The 17399-nt window shown below is 38.2% G+C and carries 19 protein-coding genes and 1 pseudogene; 10 read left to right on the forward strand and 10 right to left on the reverse strand.

Annotated elements, in window-relative coordinates; genetic code table 11:
• Positions 1-113: 113 nt before the first annotated feature.
• The 5 genes from WA249_RS03210 to sdhC form a co-directional block, all read right to left on the reverse strand.
• Positions 114-242, reverse strand: coding sequence for a hypothetical protein (locus tag WA249_RS03210; protein WP_002116082.1), 129 nt, complete (start codon positions 240-242; stop codon positions 114-116).
• A 283-nt stretch (positions 243-525) separates the two neighbouring features.
• Entirely contained in the window at positions 526-1236 is a 711-nt protein-coding gene (locus tag WA249_RS03215; RefSeq protein ID WP_336166463.1) for a succinate dehydrogenase iron-sulfur subunit, read from the reverse strand.
• Between the two features lie 14 nt (positions 1237-1250).
• A complete protein-coding gene (sdhA, locus tag WA249_RS03220; protein ID WP_042897590.1) occupies positions 1251-3086 on the reverse strand; it encodes a succinate dehydrogenase flavoprotein subunit in 1836 nt (611 codons plus the stop codon).
• A 12-nt stretch (positions 3087-3098) separates the two neighbouring features.
• Positions 3099-3464, reverse strand: a complete 366-nt coding sequence (gene sdhD / locus WA249_RS03225) for a succinate dehydrogenase, hydrophobic membrane anchor protein (RefSeq protein ID WP_016137039.1) — start codon at positions 3462-3464, stop codon at positions 3099-3101.
• Positions 3464-3865 carry a succinate dehydrogenase, cytochrome b556 subunit gene (gene sdhC / locus WA249_RS03230; protein WP_003655453.1) on the reverse strand — a complete coding sequence of 134 codons (402 nt, stop codon included), beginning with the start codon at positions 3863-3865 and terminating at the stop codon, positions 3464-3466. Before sdhC ends, sdhD begins: the two co-directional genes overlap by 1 nt.
• A gap of 497 nt (positions 3866-4362) precedes the next feature.
• Here sdhC and WA249_RS18935 point away from each other — a divergent pair.
• Positions 4363-4443 (forward strand): annotated as a pseudogene (locus tag WA249_RS18935) (hypothetical protein); the annotation flags it as partial.
• Between the two features lie 364 nt (positions 4444-4807).
• Positions 4808-6082, forward strand: a complete 1275-nt coding sequence (gltA, locus tag WA249_RS03235; protein WP_003655451.1) for a citrate synthase — start codon at positions 4808-4810, stop codon at positions 6080-6082.
• Between the two features lie 80 nt (positions 6083-6162).
• Here gltA and WA249_RS03240 read toward each other — a convergent pair whose 3' ends face one another.
• Entirely contained in the window at positions 6163-6648 is a 486-nt protein-coding gene (locus tag WA249_RS03240) for a DUF1289 domain-containing protein (protein ID WP_336166464.1), read from the reverse strand.
• Between the two features lie 111 nt (positions 6649-6759).
• Here WA249_RS03240 and trhO point away from each other — a divergent pair, with 111 nt between their 5' ends.
• On the forward strand, positions 6760-7692 hold the full coding sequence (gene trhO, locus WA249_RS03245) for an oxygen-dependent tRNA uridine(34) hydroxylase TrhO (protein WP_336166465.1): 933 nt from the start codon (positions 6760-6762) through the stop codon (positions 7690-7692).
• A gap of 295 nt (positions 7693-7987) precedes the next feature.
• Here trhO and WA249_RS03250 read toward each other — a convergent pair whose 3' ends face one another.
• Together WA249_RS03250 and WA249_RS03255 are read right to left on the reverse strand one after the other, a co-directional pair.
• Positions 7988-8512, reverse strand: a complete 525-nt coding sequence (locus WA249_RS03250; RefSeq protein ID WP_336166466.1) for a YecA/YgfB family protein — start codon at positions 8510-8512, stop codon at positions 7988-7990.
• Positions 8513-8586: 74 nt separating this feature from the next.
• On the reverse strand, positions 8587-8793 hold the full coding sequence (locus tag WA249_RS03255; RefSeq protein WP_016137045.1) for a PA3496 family putative envelope integrity protein: 207 nt from the start codon (positions 8791-8793) through the stop codon (positions 8587-8589).
• Positions 8794-9151: 358 nt separating this feature from the next.
• On the opposite strand from WA249_RS03255, the gene rpoD reads away from it, so the two are divergent.
• The 6 genes from rpoD to WA249_RS03285 all read left to right on the forward strand — a co-directional run bounded on the left by rpoD (position 9152) and on the right by WA249_RS03285 (position 15728).
• Positions 9152-11035: an RNA polymerase sigma factor RpoD gene (gene rpoD / locus WA249_RS03260; protein WP_336166467.1), complete on the forward strand. Its 1884-nt coding sequence runs from the start codon at positions 9152-9154 to the stop codon at positions 11033-11035.
• A gap of 97 nt (positions 11036-11132) precedes the next feature.
• Positions 11133-11420: a YbeD family protein gene (locus WA249_RS03265; RefSeq protein ID WP_045435226.1), complete on the forward strand. Its 288-nt coding sequence runs from the start codon at positions 11133-11135 to the stop codon at positions 11418-11420.
• Positions 11421-11621: 201 nt separating this feature from the next.
• Positions 11622-12275, forward strand: coding sequence for a lipoyl(octanoyl) transferase LipB (gene lipB, locus WA249_RS03270; RefSeq protein WP_336166468.1), 654 nt, complete (start codon positions 11622-11624; stop codon positions 12273-12275).
• Between the two features lie 81 nt (positions 12276-12356).
• Positions 12357-12890 (forward strand): hypothetical protein, encoded by a 534-nt coding sequence (locus WA249_RS03275; protein ID WP_016137049.1) that lies wholly within the window; start codon positions 12357-12359, stop codon positions 12888-12890.
• A 1-nt stretch (position 12891) separates the two neighbouring features.
• Positions 12892-14076, forward strand: a complete 1185-nt coding sequence (locus WA249_RS03280; RefSeq protein ID WP_336166469.1) for an iron-containing alcohol dehydrogenase — start codon at positions 12892-12894, stop codon at positions 14074-14076.
• Positions 14077-14342: 266 nt separating this feature from the next.
• Entirely contained in the window at positions 14343-15728 is a 1386-nt protein-coding gene (locus tag WA249_RS03285) for an APC family permease (protein WP_336166470.1), read from the forward strand.
• A 38-nt stretch (positions 15729-15766) separates the two neighbouring features.
• Here the strand turns inward: WA249_RS03285 and WA249_RS03290 are convergent, their stop codons facing one another.
• On the reverse strand, positions 15767-16327 hold the full coding sequence (locus tag WA249_RS03290; RefSeq protein WP_336166471.1) for a flavodoxin family protein: 561 nt from the start codon (positions 16325-16327) through the stop codon (positions 15767-15769).
• 116 nt (positions 16328-16443) lie between these two features.
• Between WA249_RS03290 and WA249_RS03295 the strand changes: the two genes are divergently transcribed.
• Positions 16444-16824: a winged helix-turn-helix transcriptional regulator gene (locus tag WA249_RS03295; RefSeq protein WP_336166472.1), complete on the forward strand. Its 381-nt coding sequence runs from the start codon at positions 16444-16446 to the stop codon at positions 16822-16824.
• A gap of 66 nt (positions 16825-16890) precedes the next feature.
• On the opposite strand, the gene WA249_RS03300 is transcribed toward WA249_RS03295, so the two are convergent.
• On the reverse strand, positions 16891-17364 hold the full coding sequence (locus tag WA249_RS03300) for a tRNA (cytidine(34)-2'-O)-methyltransferase (protein ID WP_336166473.1): 474 nt from the start codon (positions 17362-17364) through the stop codon (positions 16891-16893).
• Between the last annotated feature and the right edge of the window lie 35 nt (positions 17365-17399).

A 17399-nucleotide genomic window follows, 5' to 3' on the forward strand; every position in this document is an offset into this window, starting at 1 on the left:
TTAAGCACACCCATGATGCATAATGCCAAATTGGTAAAAAAGGCATTACTTACCCAACAGGTCTTTAAGACCATGGGGCGTCATACTACCTAGAGAGGAAACTCCATAGGTAATTAATGAATCACAACACCCTCAATGGCATCATCACTCACCTTATACTCGATTAAAACCGAGCAATTTTTTGCAAATCTTTTTAGAAAAATTAACTTTAAAATTAACTTTTCTAAAATGACTTTAACCATAAAAATTAAGCACAGATCTAAGATCGTGCTACTTAAATTAATTTCACTAGTATACGCTTTTTTCACCTATAACTTTGTGGCAAATCGTATCATGTTCTTAACGAACGATTGATTTTTTTGACACATACCACCTATAAATTGGCGAAATACATATGCGATTTTATCTTTTAATATATGGTGCAATATATAAAAACCTCATCTTTTTCGACCAAAGTCTAAAGTTTACATTATAAAGTTAAAAAAAAACGCACATCAAGGATGTGCGTTCTCTGTTTGTGCAGAATTAACCCGCTTGATCTAATAACATGCTACGGATGTGACCAATAGCTTTTGTAGGGTTTAGACCTTTAGGACATACTGACACACAGTTCATGATACCTTTACAACGGAACAAACTGAATGGATCGTCAAGACGAGACAAACGGTCTGCTGTAGCAGTATCACGAGAATCAATAATGAAACGGTATGCATTCAACAATGCTGAAGGACCCAAGAACTTGTCAGGATTCCACCAGAATGATGGACATGAAGTTGAACAACATGCACAAAGAATACATTCATACAAACCGTTTAAGTGTTCACGCTCTTCTGGAGACTGTAAACGCTCTTTAGGTGGAGCTGGCTGGTTATTGATCAAGAATGGCTGAATCTTGTCATATTGATCATAGAATTGGTTCATATCAACAACCAAATCTTTAACCACCGGCAAACCAGGTAATGGACGAATTACGATTTTCTCTGGTAAATCATTTAGGTTTTCTAAACAAGCCAAACCATTTTTACCATTGATATTCACACCATCCGAACCACAAATACCTTCACGGCAAGAACGACGGAATGTTAACGTTTCGTCTTGAACTTTCAATGCAAGTAATGCATCAAGCAACATACGGTGCTTATCAGTCAATTCAAGTTTGAAAGTTTGCATGTACGGCGCTTTATCCTTATCAGGATCATAGCGGTAGATTTCGAATGTACGAGTACCTCTACTCATCTTTATACTCCCGATTAGAATGTACGTGGTGCTGGCGGAATTGCATCAACAGTCAACGGTTTGAAGCGCACTGGCTTATATTCCAAACGGTTATCTGATGAATACCATAACGTGTGTTTCATCCACTCATCATCACGGCGACCGTATGAATAAGTTGGGTGATCAGCTGGTAATTCGTAATCAACTACAGTATGCGCACCACGACACTCTTTACGCGCAGCTGCTGAAATTAGAGTTGCTTTTGCAACTTCATACAAGTTTTCAACTTCAAGCGCTTCAACACGTGCAGTGTTAAATACTCTAGATTTATCTTTTAAGTGGATATTACGCACACGTGGTTCAAGAGCAAGAATCTCTTTAACACCCTTATCAAGCAATGCTTGAGTACGGAATACACCTGCATGGTCTTGAACGATATCACGAATTGCATCAGCAACTTCTTGAGCATTTTCACCAGCAGTTGAGTCATCCAACTTGCGTACACGAGCTAATGTTTGCCCTAATACATCTGTTGGAAGTGGCGCATATTCATCACCATGATGCTTAGTAACGTAATCGATAATGTGCTCACCAGCAGCTTTACCAAATACAACCAAGTCAAGAAGTGAGTTTGTACCTAAACGGTTTGCACCATGTACTGATACACAAGAACATTCGCCAATTGCATAGAAACCTTTTACAGGTTTAGTGTAGTTGTCTGTACCCACTTCAGGTAAACATACCTGACCATGCATATTCGTAGGAATACCACCCATTTGATAATGGATTGTTGGTACTACAGGAATCGCTTCTTTTGTGATATCAACGTTCGCGAATTTTTTACCAATCTCAAATACAGATGGTAAACGTTTCATGATTGTTTCAGCGCCCAAGTGAGTCATATCAAGTAAGATATAATCACCTTTTGGACCACAACCACGACCCTCTTTAATTTCTTGGTCCATAGAACGTGAAACGAAGTCACGTGGAGCCAAGTCTTTTAAAGTCGGTGCATAACGTTCCATGAACGGTTCGCCGTCTTTATTACGAAGGATTGCACCTTCACCACGACAACCTTCAGTCAACAATACACCAGCGCCCGCAACACCCGTTGGGTGGAACTGCCAGAACTCCATATCTTGTAATGGAATACCAGCACGAGCAGCCATACCAAGACCGTCACCAGTATTGATATAAGCATTTGTTGATGCACGGTAAACACGACCAGCACCACCAGTAGCAAATAATGTTGCTTTTGCTTGGAATACTGAAATGTTACCAGTTTCCTGGTCAATCGCTGTTACACCAAGAACATCACCAGCTTCGTTACGGATCAAATCAAGAGCGATCCATTCAACGAAGAATTGAGTACCCATTTTCACGTTACTTTGATAAAGCGTGTGCAATAATGCATGACCTGTACGGTCCGCAGCTGCACAAGCACGTGGAACTGGCTTATCACCATAGTTAGCAGAGTGACCACCGAACGGACGTTGGTAAATTGTACCATCAGCGTTACGGTCAAAAGGCATACCCATGTGTTCAAGTTCATACACAACTTTTGGTGCTTCACGACACATAAATTCAATTGCGTCTTGGTCACCTAACCAGTCAGAACCTTTTACTGTATCGTAAAAATGGAAATGCCAGTTATCTTCTTGCATATTACCTAACGACGCACCGATACCACCTTGAGCAGCTACAGTGTGCGAACGTGTCGGGAAAACTTTAGTGAGTACTGCAACTTTCAAACCTGCTTGAGCAAGTTGGTAAGATGCACGCATACCAGAACCACCACCACCAACTATAACTGCATCGAAAGTGAGGTTTTGAATATTTGAATAATCTTCTTTAGGGGTTATCGCGCCCATGATGTCTTCCTATCAATTCGCCCAGAAAATCTGGATACCCCAGATTGCGTACACAAACACTGCAATAATGACAGCCGTCGTCAGTACAAGGCGTAAACCTTTCGCTGAAGGACCCATTTGACGAGTAGTGACATAGTCAGTAAAAACTTGCCACATCCCAATCCATGCGTGTGCGATAAGTGATAAAATTGCCAATAAAGAGAAAATCTTCATTGGTAATGTCATCATGAAACCAGCCCATTGTTGATAGTCAAATCCGCCTTTGCAGAGAATCCAACCCAAAAGAACAACAGTATAGGCTGCTAATACAACCGCACTTACGCGCTGGATATACCAATCACGAGAACCTGAACCAGTTAAACCTGTAGCACTTTTCATTAGAACATAATCCATACAAAGGCTGCGATAATGGCTACCACAGATAAGATCAATGAAATTGTCGCTGCAATACGACCACTTTGCAGTTCTTCAGCAAAACCTAAATCTGCAAGTAAGTGCTTTACTCCAGCAATAAAGTGGAATAATAAGCCGGCTACAAATACCCAAACGATAAAACGTACAAGGATATTTCCAAACACGACATTTTTAACGTAGTCAAATCCTTCTGGTGAAGATAATGATTTATCTAAAATCCATAATAGAACTGGTACTAATAAGAAAACGATGACACCTGATAAACGGTGTAAAATTGATGCAATAGCCACGGGTGAGCGTAAATTTACCGCTAACACCTGACCCATGGACAAATTGACAGGTCTGTTGCTTTTCACAGCGGGCATCCTGTAGGTAGAAACTCCGACCGGAGTTTGTTGAATTAATTCCAAGGAAAGCTGGCATTGTTAGGCAAGCACAGCTCATGCCTAACCTATAAACGACACTGAATTATAAAACGCGAAGTATCAAAATACAAACAATCCACTTTCCCATTTAAGCAAAAAACAATTAAATAAGAATCATTCACAATGATATCACCCTATTAACCCTATTAAAAAGGTATACATAGTTCCATCATGTTATTGTTTAAAATAACTTTTTATTTAATTTCATTTTTTCTGAAATTTCTTTTAAATAAGTAAGTTTTAGACTAAAGATAAAGTTATAAATTCATCATATAAATAGAAAAATGTTAGTAACTCCTCATATTTTCAATAAAAGCCACAATTCAATTAAGTAAACGTACTTACATTCACCCCAAATCGGTCAAGCTAAAATACATTTGAGAAAGCAATTTTTATTGAAAATAGAAGTTTTTATTATTTTAACGCAGTTCAATTAGCTATTTTTTATACAATTAAACTTAAAAAAACACCAATATTCTTTGTTACAACTAAATAAAAATAGAGTTTTTCTTGTGTAGAAATTTGAAATTACACCATGAGTTTTATGATTTTTTTAATTGGATTGGCATTTTCTACCTACTTATCATTTTTAATCTTAATTTTAAAATTTGCTTACAATTAGACTGATACTTCATTTTTTTTCTGCACGTTCTTGTTGAATTGACTTATTATACCATCCCGATGCAGTGATTTTACTGACTTTTTTGCTCGGGTCTTGATGACTAACTCTCTGTGAGATCGTCATTTTTTATCCATAAGTATAATTGACAAAATTTCAGTACTCACTAATCTTATAGCAAATTTTGACACCGTCTGATTCGCACATGAGAACATTAGGATTTCGGGTCAGATCAACATTCACCAGGACAGGAGATCTATTGAATGTCTGAAGCAAATGGCAAAAAAGCCGTATTACATCTTGATGGCAAAGAAATTGGATTACCAATCTACAGTGGCACTTTAGGTCCAGATGTAATTGATGTCAGCAGCATATTGAAAGAAGGTCATTTCACTTTCGATCCTGGTTTTATGGCGACAGCTGCATGCGAGTCTAAAATTACGTTCATTGATGGTGACAAAGGTATTTTATTACACCGCGGTTACCCAATTGATCAGTTAGCAACTCAAGCAGACTATCTTGAAACTTGCTACTTGCTATTAAATGGCGAGCTTCCAACTGCTGAACAAAAAACAGAATTTGATGCCAAAGTTCGCGCTCATACGATGGTTCACGACCAAGTTAGCCGTTTCTTCAATGGTTTCCGTCGTGATGCTCATCCTATGGCAATCATGGTTGGTGTTGTTGGTGCATTATCTGCGTTCTATCACAACAACCTTGACATTGAAGACATCAATCACCGTGAAATCACTGCGATTCGTCTAATTGCAAAAATTCCAACGCTTGCTGCTTGGAGTTACAAATACACAGTAGGTCAACCATTCATCTATCCACGTAATGACTTAAATTACGCGGAAAACTTCTTACACATGATGTTTGCTACCCCTGCTGACCGTGATTACAAAGTAAATCCTGTTCTTGCTCGCGCAATGGATCGTATCTTCACGCTTCATGCTGATCACGAACAAAATGCTTCGACATCTACAGTACGTCTTGCTGGTTCTACTGGTGCAAATCCATACGCATGTATCTCTTCAGGTATTTCTGCGCTTTGGGGACCTGCTCACGGTGGTGCAAACGAAGCTGTTCTTAAGATGCTTGATGAAATCGGTAGTGTAGAAAACGTTGCCGAGTTCATGGAAAAAGTTAAACGTAAAGAAGTTAAACTCATGGGCTTCGGTCACCGCGTTTACAAAAACTTCGACCCACGTGCTAAAGTCATGAAACAAACTTGTGACGAAGTTCTTGCAGCATTAAATATCAATGATCCTCAATTAGCGCTTGCTATGGAACTTGAACGCATTGCATTGAACGACCCGTACTTTGTTGAACGTAAACTTTACCCTAACGTAGATTTCTACTCAGGTATCATCCTTAAAGCGATTGGTATCCCAACAGAAATGTTTACGGTAATCTTTGCACTTGCACGTACAGTAGGCTGGATCAGCCACTGGTTAGAAATGCACAGCGCACCATACAAAATCGGTCGTCCTCGCCAGCTTTATACTGGTCCGACTCAGCGCGATATCAAACGTTAATATTCGAAAGAAAATTAATGATAAAAAAGCTGCCTTCTGGCAGCTTTTTTATTGAGATATATTCAATTCAATCTACAAACTTATTCTTCGTCAAAAACACTTAACAGATGATGACTAATTCCATTAGCTCTTAACCAAGCCAACTCATAACTTGCTTTAGCCAAAGCTAAAACGCGCCTTTCAAATTCAACCCATATTGTTTTGACTTGAGGCTCCGAAATACCCAAACCACTTTCTGTTGCCAGATGCTTATTTTTCTCACATATTTTTAAAGCATGATAAAGTTTGCGGCCTTTACTCGTCCCTTCCATCAACCGAACACGTTTACTTAAAATAAATCCCTCTACATGCTGCAAGTTCGCATGAGGTAACATCGGTACTAAAATTTGATTCAGTTGATCATCTAAACGCTTCCATACAGCTAAACGCTGCTCTGCTGTATAAGTATTCCATTGAATCACTTCATGGTTAAAACGGCGACAACCACGGCAAACCTGATCACCAAAAACTGTTGAACAACGCCCTGCACATGGGGTGAGAGAGAGCATTCGATGATCATTACTCAAAACAAACTCCTTAAATAAACCATATACTTTTTATGGTTTTCTCGCTTATTACACATTTTCGCGCTAAAATATGCGCCTTAAATTTATATCTTAATACATTTGGAGTTTTCCATGAACGCTACTGTAGAACAGCTTGCACCTGTAGAACAGCAAGCGACCGCAGGTTGGGTTGTTGCCGCACTATATCAATTTAAAGAAGTTCAAGATCCTACAGATCTTCAGCAACGTCTATTAGACTTAGTGAAAACAATTAACCTTTGTGGAACTCTGATTGTAGCAGGTGAAGGAATTAATGGTACTGTTGCGGGCGACCGTGTAGCAATTGATAGCCTCTGTCAATTTTTACTCAATGAAGGTTTTGCCTCTATGGAATATAAAGAATCCCATAGTTCTGACAAACCTTTCCGTAAAATGAAAATTAAACTTAAAGAAGAGATTGTGACTTTAGGTGTTGAAGTTAAACCTCGCGATTTAGTGGGCCACTACCTTGATCCAAAAGAGTGGAATGATTTAATTGCACGTGATGATGTAATTTTAATCGATACGCGTAATGATTATGAATATAAGGCGGGTACTTTCAAAGGTGCAATCGACCCTAAAACTGAGACATTCCGCGAGTTTCCAGAATATGTTAAAAAAGAGCTAGAGCAACATAAAGATAAAAAAATTGCGATGTTCTGTACAGGTGGTATTCGCTGTGAGAAATCAACCTCTTTACTTCTCCAAGAAGGATTTACAGAGGTTTACCACCTTAAGGGCGGTATTCTTAAATATTTAGAAGAGACCCCTGCTGATGAAAGCTTATGGGAAGGCGAATGTTTCGTATTTGACGGACGTACTGCTGTAACTCATGGCGTTGAGGAAGGCGTAAATATTAAATGTCACGCTTGTGGTTGGCCATTAACTCCTGAAGAGTCAGCTTTAACGAGTTATGAACATGGTGTTTCTTGCGTGTATTGCATCGACAAGACAACTGAAAAACAAAAAGCTGGCTTCCGTATGCGCCAGTCGCAAATTGCAGCTGCAAAGCGTAAACGTTTATAATTTTTAATGAAAAGGCATTTAGTTTTCTAAATGCCTTTTTTATAGAAATACTAAATAATAAAAATATTTTGGCTACGTATTCCTTCAAAACCAATTCATTCACTGAAAGCTAGTTTTAAAACTTTTAACACCAAGCTCCACCAGATTATGAGAACAAATCGTTCAATATTCTGATTAAAGCTCTAAATTTAAGATAAAATCTTAAAAAAAGACGGCTTCATTCATTAATCAATTAAAAAGCCAAAGCATAAAAAACGCCCTAGAAAGGACGTTATTTACTATTTCTTCTAATAAATTAATTTGGCGTATGATACATCAAGTATAATTCATTCAAATTATCTGGAATTTCTTCTGCCAGTTCATCCATTAACTGTCCATTGCGACGGAAAGATTCCATCTGCGGATCTTCTTCATCAATTCCACTAAATACCATCATTGGTAAAGTTAAATCAATTAATTGTTCTTCATGTTCAGGGGCAAACCATGCCTCTTCATTTAAGAACATTGCATCAACAAATCCCACACTCCAGTCGCCTAAGCTGGATTCAACATCAGCTTCTTCAATTTCAAATGGAAATGCAATTCCATTTTCATTTGCTAAATCTTGTCGAATTGACTCTAACCACGCCTTGATTTGCTGAATAATTTCAGCAGGAACCTTCTTATGGTTATTATCAAATAGCTCATCTAACCAACGGTCAAACTGAGGGCCTACTGCAATTGCACACAGAAAACCATGAGTTGCAGCGAAATCTAGACCATACTCATTGTGGTCTCCATCTAGATATTCACTTAATTGGTCTAAATCTAACGCACTCATTGTGTTACCTGACTATAAAAAAGAAATCTACGATAGCATAGCATTTAAGCTGACGATGCCCTATTCAGATTTGATTAGTCTTCATCATCAAGATCATCATCGTCTAAATCATAATCAAAATCTTTCAACTCACGCTCTAAACGGCGTTGAGCTAATAGATCATCGATTAATCTACGTTTTTCTAATGATTCTTTCGCAGTGATTTTGCCTGATGACTCATCAAAACCGACATCATCATCATCACCGTAGCTATCATCTAGTTCAAAATCTGTAGAAGACACTAAAACTACCTCTAATGAAAAAATGTGAATGGGTCTAGGCGCTATTTATCTCTCTTACAGAACCATGTCAAGTTTTATTTATATTTTTTTCATTAAACTGCATATTTGTACTTTTTTTCACCCAAAAAATTGTGTATTTATAAAACTGAACTATTTTTCTGATCAAGAAAAAATTCTATGATCTTTTCTATGATTTAAGCTTGAAAAAAATGATTTTAGCCCAATATTCAAAAAACAGACGTGAATTCAAAGATATTTTTTATTTAACGGTTACCGATCAAATCCAAAATATTTCAAGTAAATTGTGCTATCATGCACGGTTTTTCACTGCCACAGATTCAACGAAGAGTAAGCAAAGATGAGCGATATGCATTCCCCTACTTCTCAAGTAGCGGCTCTGATTAGCCGAGGCAAAGAACAAGGTTACTTAACTTACGCTGAGGTTAACGATCATCTGCCGGACTCGATTACTGAAAGCGAACAGATTGAAGACATTATTCAAATGCTTCAAGACGTTGGTATTCCTGTACACGAGCGTGCACCTGAATCTGACGATACCATGTTCGGTGAGTCAACTGACACAGCTGATGAAGTTGCTGAAGAAGAAGCTGCTGCCGTACTTGCATCGGTTGAAAATGAGCCTGGACGTACGACAGACCCTGTACGTATGTACATGCGTGAAATGGGTACAGTTGAACTATTAACCCGTGAAGGTGAAATCAGCATTGCAAAACGTATTGAAGAAGGGATTCGTGATGTCCTTAATTCAATTGCGTACTGGCCAAATGCTGTTGAAGTTGTATTAAAAGAATATAATGATTTCTTGACTGGCGAACGTCGCCTTGCCGATATTTTATCTGGCTATCTTGATCCTGAAACTGACGAAGAGATTCCTGAAGTTCTAGAAGAAGAAACAGAACTTGAGGAAGAAGAAGCGCCAGCTACGCCAGCAAAAGAAGTTAAGCTTGACGACGATGAAGAAGATGAAGAGTCAGAAAGCGATGACGACTCTGAAGGTGAATCTGGTCCAGACCCTGAAGTTGCAAAAGTTCGTTTTAATGAACTTGAAGCTGCATGGACTAAAACAAAAGCTATTATTGCGAAACATGGTCGTAACAGCCCAGAAGCTGAGGAAGCATTAGAAGCTTTAGCTACTGTGTTCATGATGTTTAAATTTACACCACGTTTATTTGACATCATTTCTGAAATGATTCGTGGTACACATGAGCAAATTCGCGCCAACGAACGTGAAGTTATGCGTTATGCAGTACGTCGTGGCCGTATGGATCGCACTCAATTCCGTACATCTTTCCCTAAGCAAGAATCTAATCCAGCTTGGTTAGATGAACAGATTGCTAAAGCTCCTGCTGAAATCAAGGCGCATTTAGAAAAGGTTCGTCCAGATGTTTTAGCATTTCAGCAAAAGATTGCAGATATTGAGAAAGAACTTAATTTAAGCGTTGCTGAAATTAAAGATATTTCTAAGCGTATGGCGATTGGCGAAGCGAAAGCGCGTCGTGCTAAAAAAGAAATGGTAGAAGCCAACCTTCGTTTGGTAATTTCGATTGCGAAAAAATATACCAACCGTGGTTTACAGTTCCTTGACTTGATTCAAGAAGGGAACATTGGTTTGATGAAAGCTGTAGACAAGTTTGAATATCGTCGTGGTTATAAATTCTCGACTTATGCAACTTGGTGGATTCGTCAGGCGATTACCCGTTCGATTGCCGATCAGGCTCGTACAATTCGTATTCCTGTACATATGATTGAAACGATTAACAAGATCAACCGTGTATCTCGTCAATTGTTACAAGAAATGGGCCGCGAACCGACACCTGAAGAATTAGGTGAACGTTTAGAAATGGACGAAGTTAAGGTTCGTAAGGTACTTAAAATTGCCAAAGAACCGATTTCAATGGAAACACCTATCGGTGATGATGAAGATTCGCATCTTGGTGATTTCATTGAAGATCAAAACATCACTTCACCAATTGATGCTGCGACTTCAGAAGGCTTAAAAGAAGCAACACGCGAAGTACTTGAAAACTTAACTGAACGTGAAGCAAAAGTATTGAAGATGCGTTTTGGTATTGATATGCCAACCGATCACACACTAGAAGAAGTGGGTAAGCAGTTTGACGTAACACGTGAACGTATTCGTCAGATTGAAGCGAAAGCGTTGCGTAAATTGCGCCACCCTTCTCGTTCTGAACACTTACGTTCTTTCTTAGAAAATGACTAAGTTTTGAAGGCTTGAAATTTCAAAACCAAGCCCCATTTAATAGAAAGAGCTATAAACGCCTGCGATGATGCAGGCGTTTCAAATCATGAGGTAACTTATGTTAGACCGCACTCCATCTCGCGAACTACAAGAACATCTTTGGGTATTTCCGATGGATTATCCAATTAAACTTATTGGCGATGCGGGTGAAGAATTACGTGTTGCTGTACTCGATATTTTGGTAAAACATTTTCCAGACTTCGACCATACAACACTAAAAGTTCAAGAATCTCGCACCGGCAAGTATCATTCTTTAACAGCACAATTACGCTTTGAAGAATTGGAACAAGTTCATGCACTTTATGCTGACTTGGCTGCTTGTCCGCAGATTAGAACTGCGCTTTAATTTTAAGTTCTTCAATCAATACCACAGTTAGACATTCTTACTGTGGTATTTTTTTGGAAATTTTTAAGCCATTCAACAATGAAAAAACAATACAAATATTTGGAACTACTATTATAAAATCCTTTAAAATTACAGGGTTTTCGGCTTCTATCTTGCAGATATTAACGGGCCGCATAAACTAACTTATAGGAATATATTGTGATGAGCCTTGATAAACCTAACTTGATCATTCGCCAATGGAACGATTTACAAGATTATCAAAGCAAATTTGAAACCATGAAACTCTTAACAAACGAGCGTGATCAAGATACGCCTGATGAGCTATGGTTACTTCAACATCATAATGTATTAACTCAAGGCCAAGCTGGTAAACCAGAACATATCCTAATTTCATCAGACATTCCTATAGTACAAACTGACCGTGGTGGGCAAGTGACTTGGCATGGTCCAGGTCAACTCGTCGCTTACTTCATGTTTGATCTTAATCGTCTAAAATGGAACGTACGCACATTGGTCAGTTTTGCTGAACAATTCATGATAGATGTTTTGAAAAAGTATGGAATTGAAGCTTATGCCAAGCCTGATGCGCCTGGAGTATATGTAGATGGCCGCAAGATTGGTTCCTTAGGTTTTAAAATTCGCCGTGGTCGTAGTTACCATGGATTAGCACTCAATCTGGACTGTGCTTTAGATGGATTCCAGACCATCAATCCTTGTGGCTATGCAGGCTTGGAAATGGTACGTATACAAGATTTAGTGACTCCTTATCCATCATTTGGTCAACTTTGTCAGGAATTTATTGAGTATATTAATAGCACTGGGTACTTTAATGACCTTAAAGTCAAATATGAATAAATCGCTTTGCGATGAAATAAAAATAGATTAGAGTAATTACTCTAAATTTGCTTTCGCATAATTTTAACAAGGGATACGCGAGTGATTTCGACAAAAGCGGTAAAGCCGACTCTGCAACTTGCCTACGTTAAGCTCATGATGGATGTTATTGGTCGTGGCTTAGTCATGGCAAGTCAAGTGGACTCGGAAATACAAGAGGAAGTATCTAAATTTCCTGTTCACTTTGTACTTTCAATGAATGTTTTTCCGAATGGACCAGCATTTTTTGCTCGAGTGACAGAGGACAAACAGCTAGAACTACTTCAAAGAGCTGAAAAAAAACCAGACTTAACGATTACCTTCAAACATGTCACTCATGCCTTTTTAGTGTTTTCTTTTCAAGAAAGTACCGCTCAGGCATTTGCCAATGACCGAATGATTGCCGATGGCGATGTATCTGCGGCTATCCGCTTAGTACGCTGTCTAAATAAAATGGAATCTCTTATTTTACCTAAATTAGTTGCTTCACTAGCAGTCAAAGAATACCCAACCGAACTTACCCTAAAAGAAAAATTCAACGAGGCTGCAAATATTTACTTAAAAGTAGCCAAGTCCTATTTCAAGCGGAGCGCATAACATGGCCAAACCATATTACGAATTCTTTTGTCCTGTAAAAGTCATTGCTGGTAATGCTGCGCTAGAACATATTCCGTTTGAGCTTGCGACTTTAGGCGCAAAACGCCCTCTTATCATTACAGATAAGGGTGTTCGCGCAAATGGCTTATTAAATCCAATTGAAGCTGCATTTAGTACAACTGATGCTGTTATTGGTCATGTTTTTGATGATGTACCACCTGACTCTAGTTTAGAAGTTGTTCGTCTTGCAGCAGAAGCTTATCGCACAAACAAATGTGATGCGATTATTGCTGTAGGTGGCGGTTCAGTTATAGACACATCTAAAGCAACCAACATTTTGGTGTCTGAAGGTGGAAATGACTTATTGCAATATGCAGGTGCTCATAACTTACCGAAACCATTAAAACCATTTTTTGTGATCCCAACAACCTCTGGCACTGGTTCTGAAGTAACCATGGTTGCTGTGGTTTCAGATACTCAAAAGAATGTTAAGTTAGCATTCGCTTCTTATTATTTAATGCCACATGCTGCAATTTTAGATCCACGCATGACGCTTACATTGCCTCCTCATTTAACTGCAATGACAGGTATGGATGCGTTAACGCATTGTGTTGAAGCATATACATGTATGGCTGCGAATCCATTGAGTGATGCTTATGCAAGTGCAGGAATTAAAAAGATCAGTGAAAATCTCTTTAATGTCTTAGAAAACCCAAATGATGCTCAAGGCCGTTTAGAGTTAGCTCAAGCCTCCACAATGGCGGGTATCGCATTTTCTAATTCAATGGTCGGCCTAGTTCACTCTTTAGGACATGCTTTAGGCGCTGTTGCTCACCTGCCCCATGGTTTATGCATGAATTTATTCTTACCTTACGTACTTGAATACAATAAACAAGTAAATGGTCAGAAAATTGGTGAGTTACTATTACCACTCGCTGGTGCAGATATTTACGCACAAACGCCTGCAACCCAGCGCGCAGATAGAGCAATTACGACAATCTTAGCAATGCGTGATCGCCTATTTACTTTAACAAAGCTACCACGCACTCTACGTGAAACAGGTAAAGTAACTGAAGCACAGCTTGATGAAGTTGCAGAAAAAGCACTAAATGATGGCTCAATTATTTACAACCCGAAAGAAGCAAGCTTAAAAGATATCCGAGATATCTTAGAAAAAGCTTGGTAATTCGATAAGTTAAACTCAAAAAAATCTTATAAAGGTCTGATTTATATATTAAATCAGACCTTTTTTATGACTAAGAATTTTTATTCATTATTTTATTTGAAATATGTGGCAAAAAATTTGCTAAAAAATAGATGAAAGTACTGACAATTTATATCAATTTAGGATAGATTGGCGCACTTTATCTTTTTCTGTAGGGGGGATCGTTCGTCTCAAACGATCCTTAACACCAAGCTGATCCTTGATCAACGATTATGAGGATAACGCCGTTGACAAATTTATCTGGGACTAAACCAACAGGCAAGCTTCAAAAGAATCTTGTGCTTTGGCATATTGTTATTATTGGTTTAGCTTACATTCAGCCATTAACGTTATTTGATACTTTTGGTTTAGTGTCAGAACGAAGTGGTGGTCATGTACCAACTTCCTACATTTTTGCATTAGTCGCAATCTTATTAACATCGATCAGTTATGGACATATGATTAAGCGCTACCCTTCTTCTGGGTCGGCCTATACGTATGCTCAAAAATCAATTCACCCTAATGTTGGCTTTATGGTGGGTTGGTCTTCTTGGTTAGACTATCTACTGTCACCGCTTGTTAATATTATCTTGGCAGATATTTACCTAAGAGCTCTTTTTCCAGAAGTAAATAACTGGTTATGGGTGATTGGTTTAACAACACTCATGACTGTTATTAATTTATTTGGTGCACGATTCGTTGCACGTTTTAACAGCACGATTGTTGTTATTCAGCTTGGCGTAATTTTTTATTTTGTTTATCAAGTATATATTTTACTTACCCAAGGTGTATATGCAGATGGAACTTTAAATCCAGATAAAGCGGTATTATGGTCATTAACTCCTTTTTGGAACGATATGACATCTGTCAGTTCTTTAATTGCTGGCGCGACCGTACTATGCTTCTCTTTTACCGGATTTGATGCTTTATCTTCTCTTGCTGAAGAAACAAAAGATGCAGAAAAAACGCTACCAAAAGCTATTTTTTCTACAGCATTACTTGCAGGCATTATTTTCATTGTAAGCACTTACTTCATCCAATTATATTTCCCAAGTAACCCAAACACGTACTTTAAACCTTTAGATGAATCACAACCTGTAATGGTCGCTGCTATTGGTAGTCTGATGTTTAAAACTTTGGTTTTATATTTTGCTGTAGTCGCTGTAATGGCATCCGGTATTTCTGCCCATGCGGGTGTATCACGTTTAATGTATGTGATGGGACGAGACGGAGTCATCAACAAGAAATTATTTGGTCATATCAGTCCAAAATTGCATACTCCAACTTACAACATTCTTATTGTTGGTGTAGTTGCTTTATCTGCCGGCTTTTTAGATCTTGAACATATTGTTAACTTAATTAGTTTTGGTGCCCTAACTGCTTTTAGTTTTGTTAATTTCTCTGTGATTTCTCGCTATGCATTAAGAGATGGCAAGAACAAAACGCTTAAAGACATCATTAATTATATTGTTATACCAACGCTTGGTTTTGCCAGTGTGTTTATGATGTGGTTAGAGATTGATAAGCTTGCCTTACAAATTGGCCTAGCTTGGGCCGTTATTGGTGTAGGTTATCTTGCCTACAAAACCAAAGGCTTCAAATATAATGCTCCGCAACATAACGAGCATGAGTAATAAAAAAGGCGCTTTAAGCGCCTTTTTTTATGGTCAAATTAACCGTAAATTTTATTCACAATGCTTTGTACACGTTGAGCATAAACTTTTGCTGTTTCCAGATCACCTGTCGGAATTTCTTCCACACTTGCATCTGAAGGCGATTGAACTAAAAGCCCTACTGAACCACCTAAGTTGTTTACATCTTCACGTGTTGCGTTTTTTGTATTGGCTGGTAATAAACCAAGGCTTACCCAAATGCCACCATGCTGTGCTGCTAAAGTTTGTAATTGGATAAGAGTTACTTGCTTATCTCCATTTAAGCTCGCGCTGTTTGTAAAACCTGCAAATATTTTATCTTGCCAGCCACGTGTAAACCATACTTTTGAAGTTGCATCAGCGAACTTTTTAAACTGCCATGGCGCTGTACCCATATAAGTCGGAGCACCAAAAACAATCCCCTTCGCATCATTTAATGTCTGCCAATCTTGATCAGTAATATTTCCTTCCTGATCAATCTGAATGAGCTGAGCATTAATCTCGTTTGCGAACGTTTCAGCAACAACTTTTGTATGGCCGTAGCCAGAGAAATATACAACCGCGATATTAGAGTTAGACATGGGAGCAAACCTTTGTTTTATTAAATTCCACTTTATGATATATTTTAGAAACTAGGTGTCAATTAGTTACTAGTTGGTAACTAGTGTAATTTTTCAAAAAATTATAGGTAAATGGTATGAATGAATGTCTAAAATATAATATTTTTCAACAACATTGCCCTGCTCGTCTATTTTTTGAAAAAATTGCAGATAAATGGGTTTTATTGATTTTAAACGTTCTTGAAGAAGAAACTCAACACTTCAATCTGCTCAAAAAGAATATTCAAGGTATTTCCCCTAAAGTCTTATCACAGAAGTTAAAAATGCTGGAGAGAGACGGTTTCATCGAGCGCAAAATCCAGAATACATCTCCAATTCGTGTTGATTACTCACTTACTTCTTTAGGGCAAAATGTAGCTTCAATGGCATTCCAATTAAAGGAATGGGCTGAAACCAATATTGAGCAAGTTTTAGCAGCCCAAATAACTTATGATGGAAAAGCATTACAACAGAATTAAGCAAAGTTGAATCTAAATAAAATAAGGCCACAACTGTGGCCTTATTTTTACTTAAAATTAGATAACTTATCCTAAGTTTTTAAAACCTTGCTGACGCCAAGCTTCATAGACAATCACGGCGGTTGCATTAGATAAATTTAAACTTCTTGAGTTTTCAGCCATTGGCAAACGGATCCACTGTTCTTGTGGAAACATTAAGCGGACATATTCAGGCAAACCACGTGTTTCTGGCCCCATCAGTAAAGCCACAGGCCGATTCAAATCGACTGTATGTGGAGTTGCAGAACCTTTCGTAGTGAGTGGAAAAACGTGCTCGACACCTTTAGCTTTTAGATCTGCAAGACACAGTTCAATGTCTTCCCAAATTTGCATACGCGCCCATTCATGATAATCAAGGCCTGCTCTTTTGAGTTTTTTATCATCTAACTCAAAACCTAAAGGTTTGACTAAATGCAACTGTGCGCCCGTATTAGCACATAAACGAATGATATTGCCTGTATTGGCAGGAATTTCAGGCTCGTATAGGACAACATGAATCACAAATTTTCTCGACTTTAATAACCAATAATAAATTC

It is taken from the genome of Acinetobacter sp. 161(2023) (assembly GCF_037027805.1).
Classification (GTDB): domain Bacteria; phylum Pseudomonadota; class Gammaproteobacteria; order Pseudomonadales; family Moraxellaceae; genus Acinetobacter.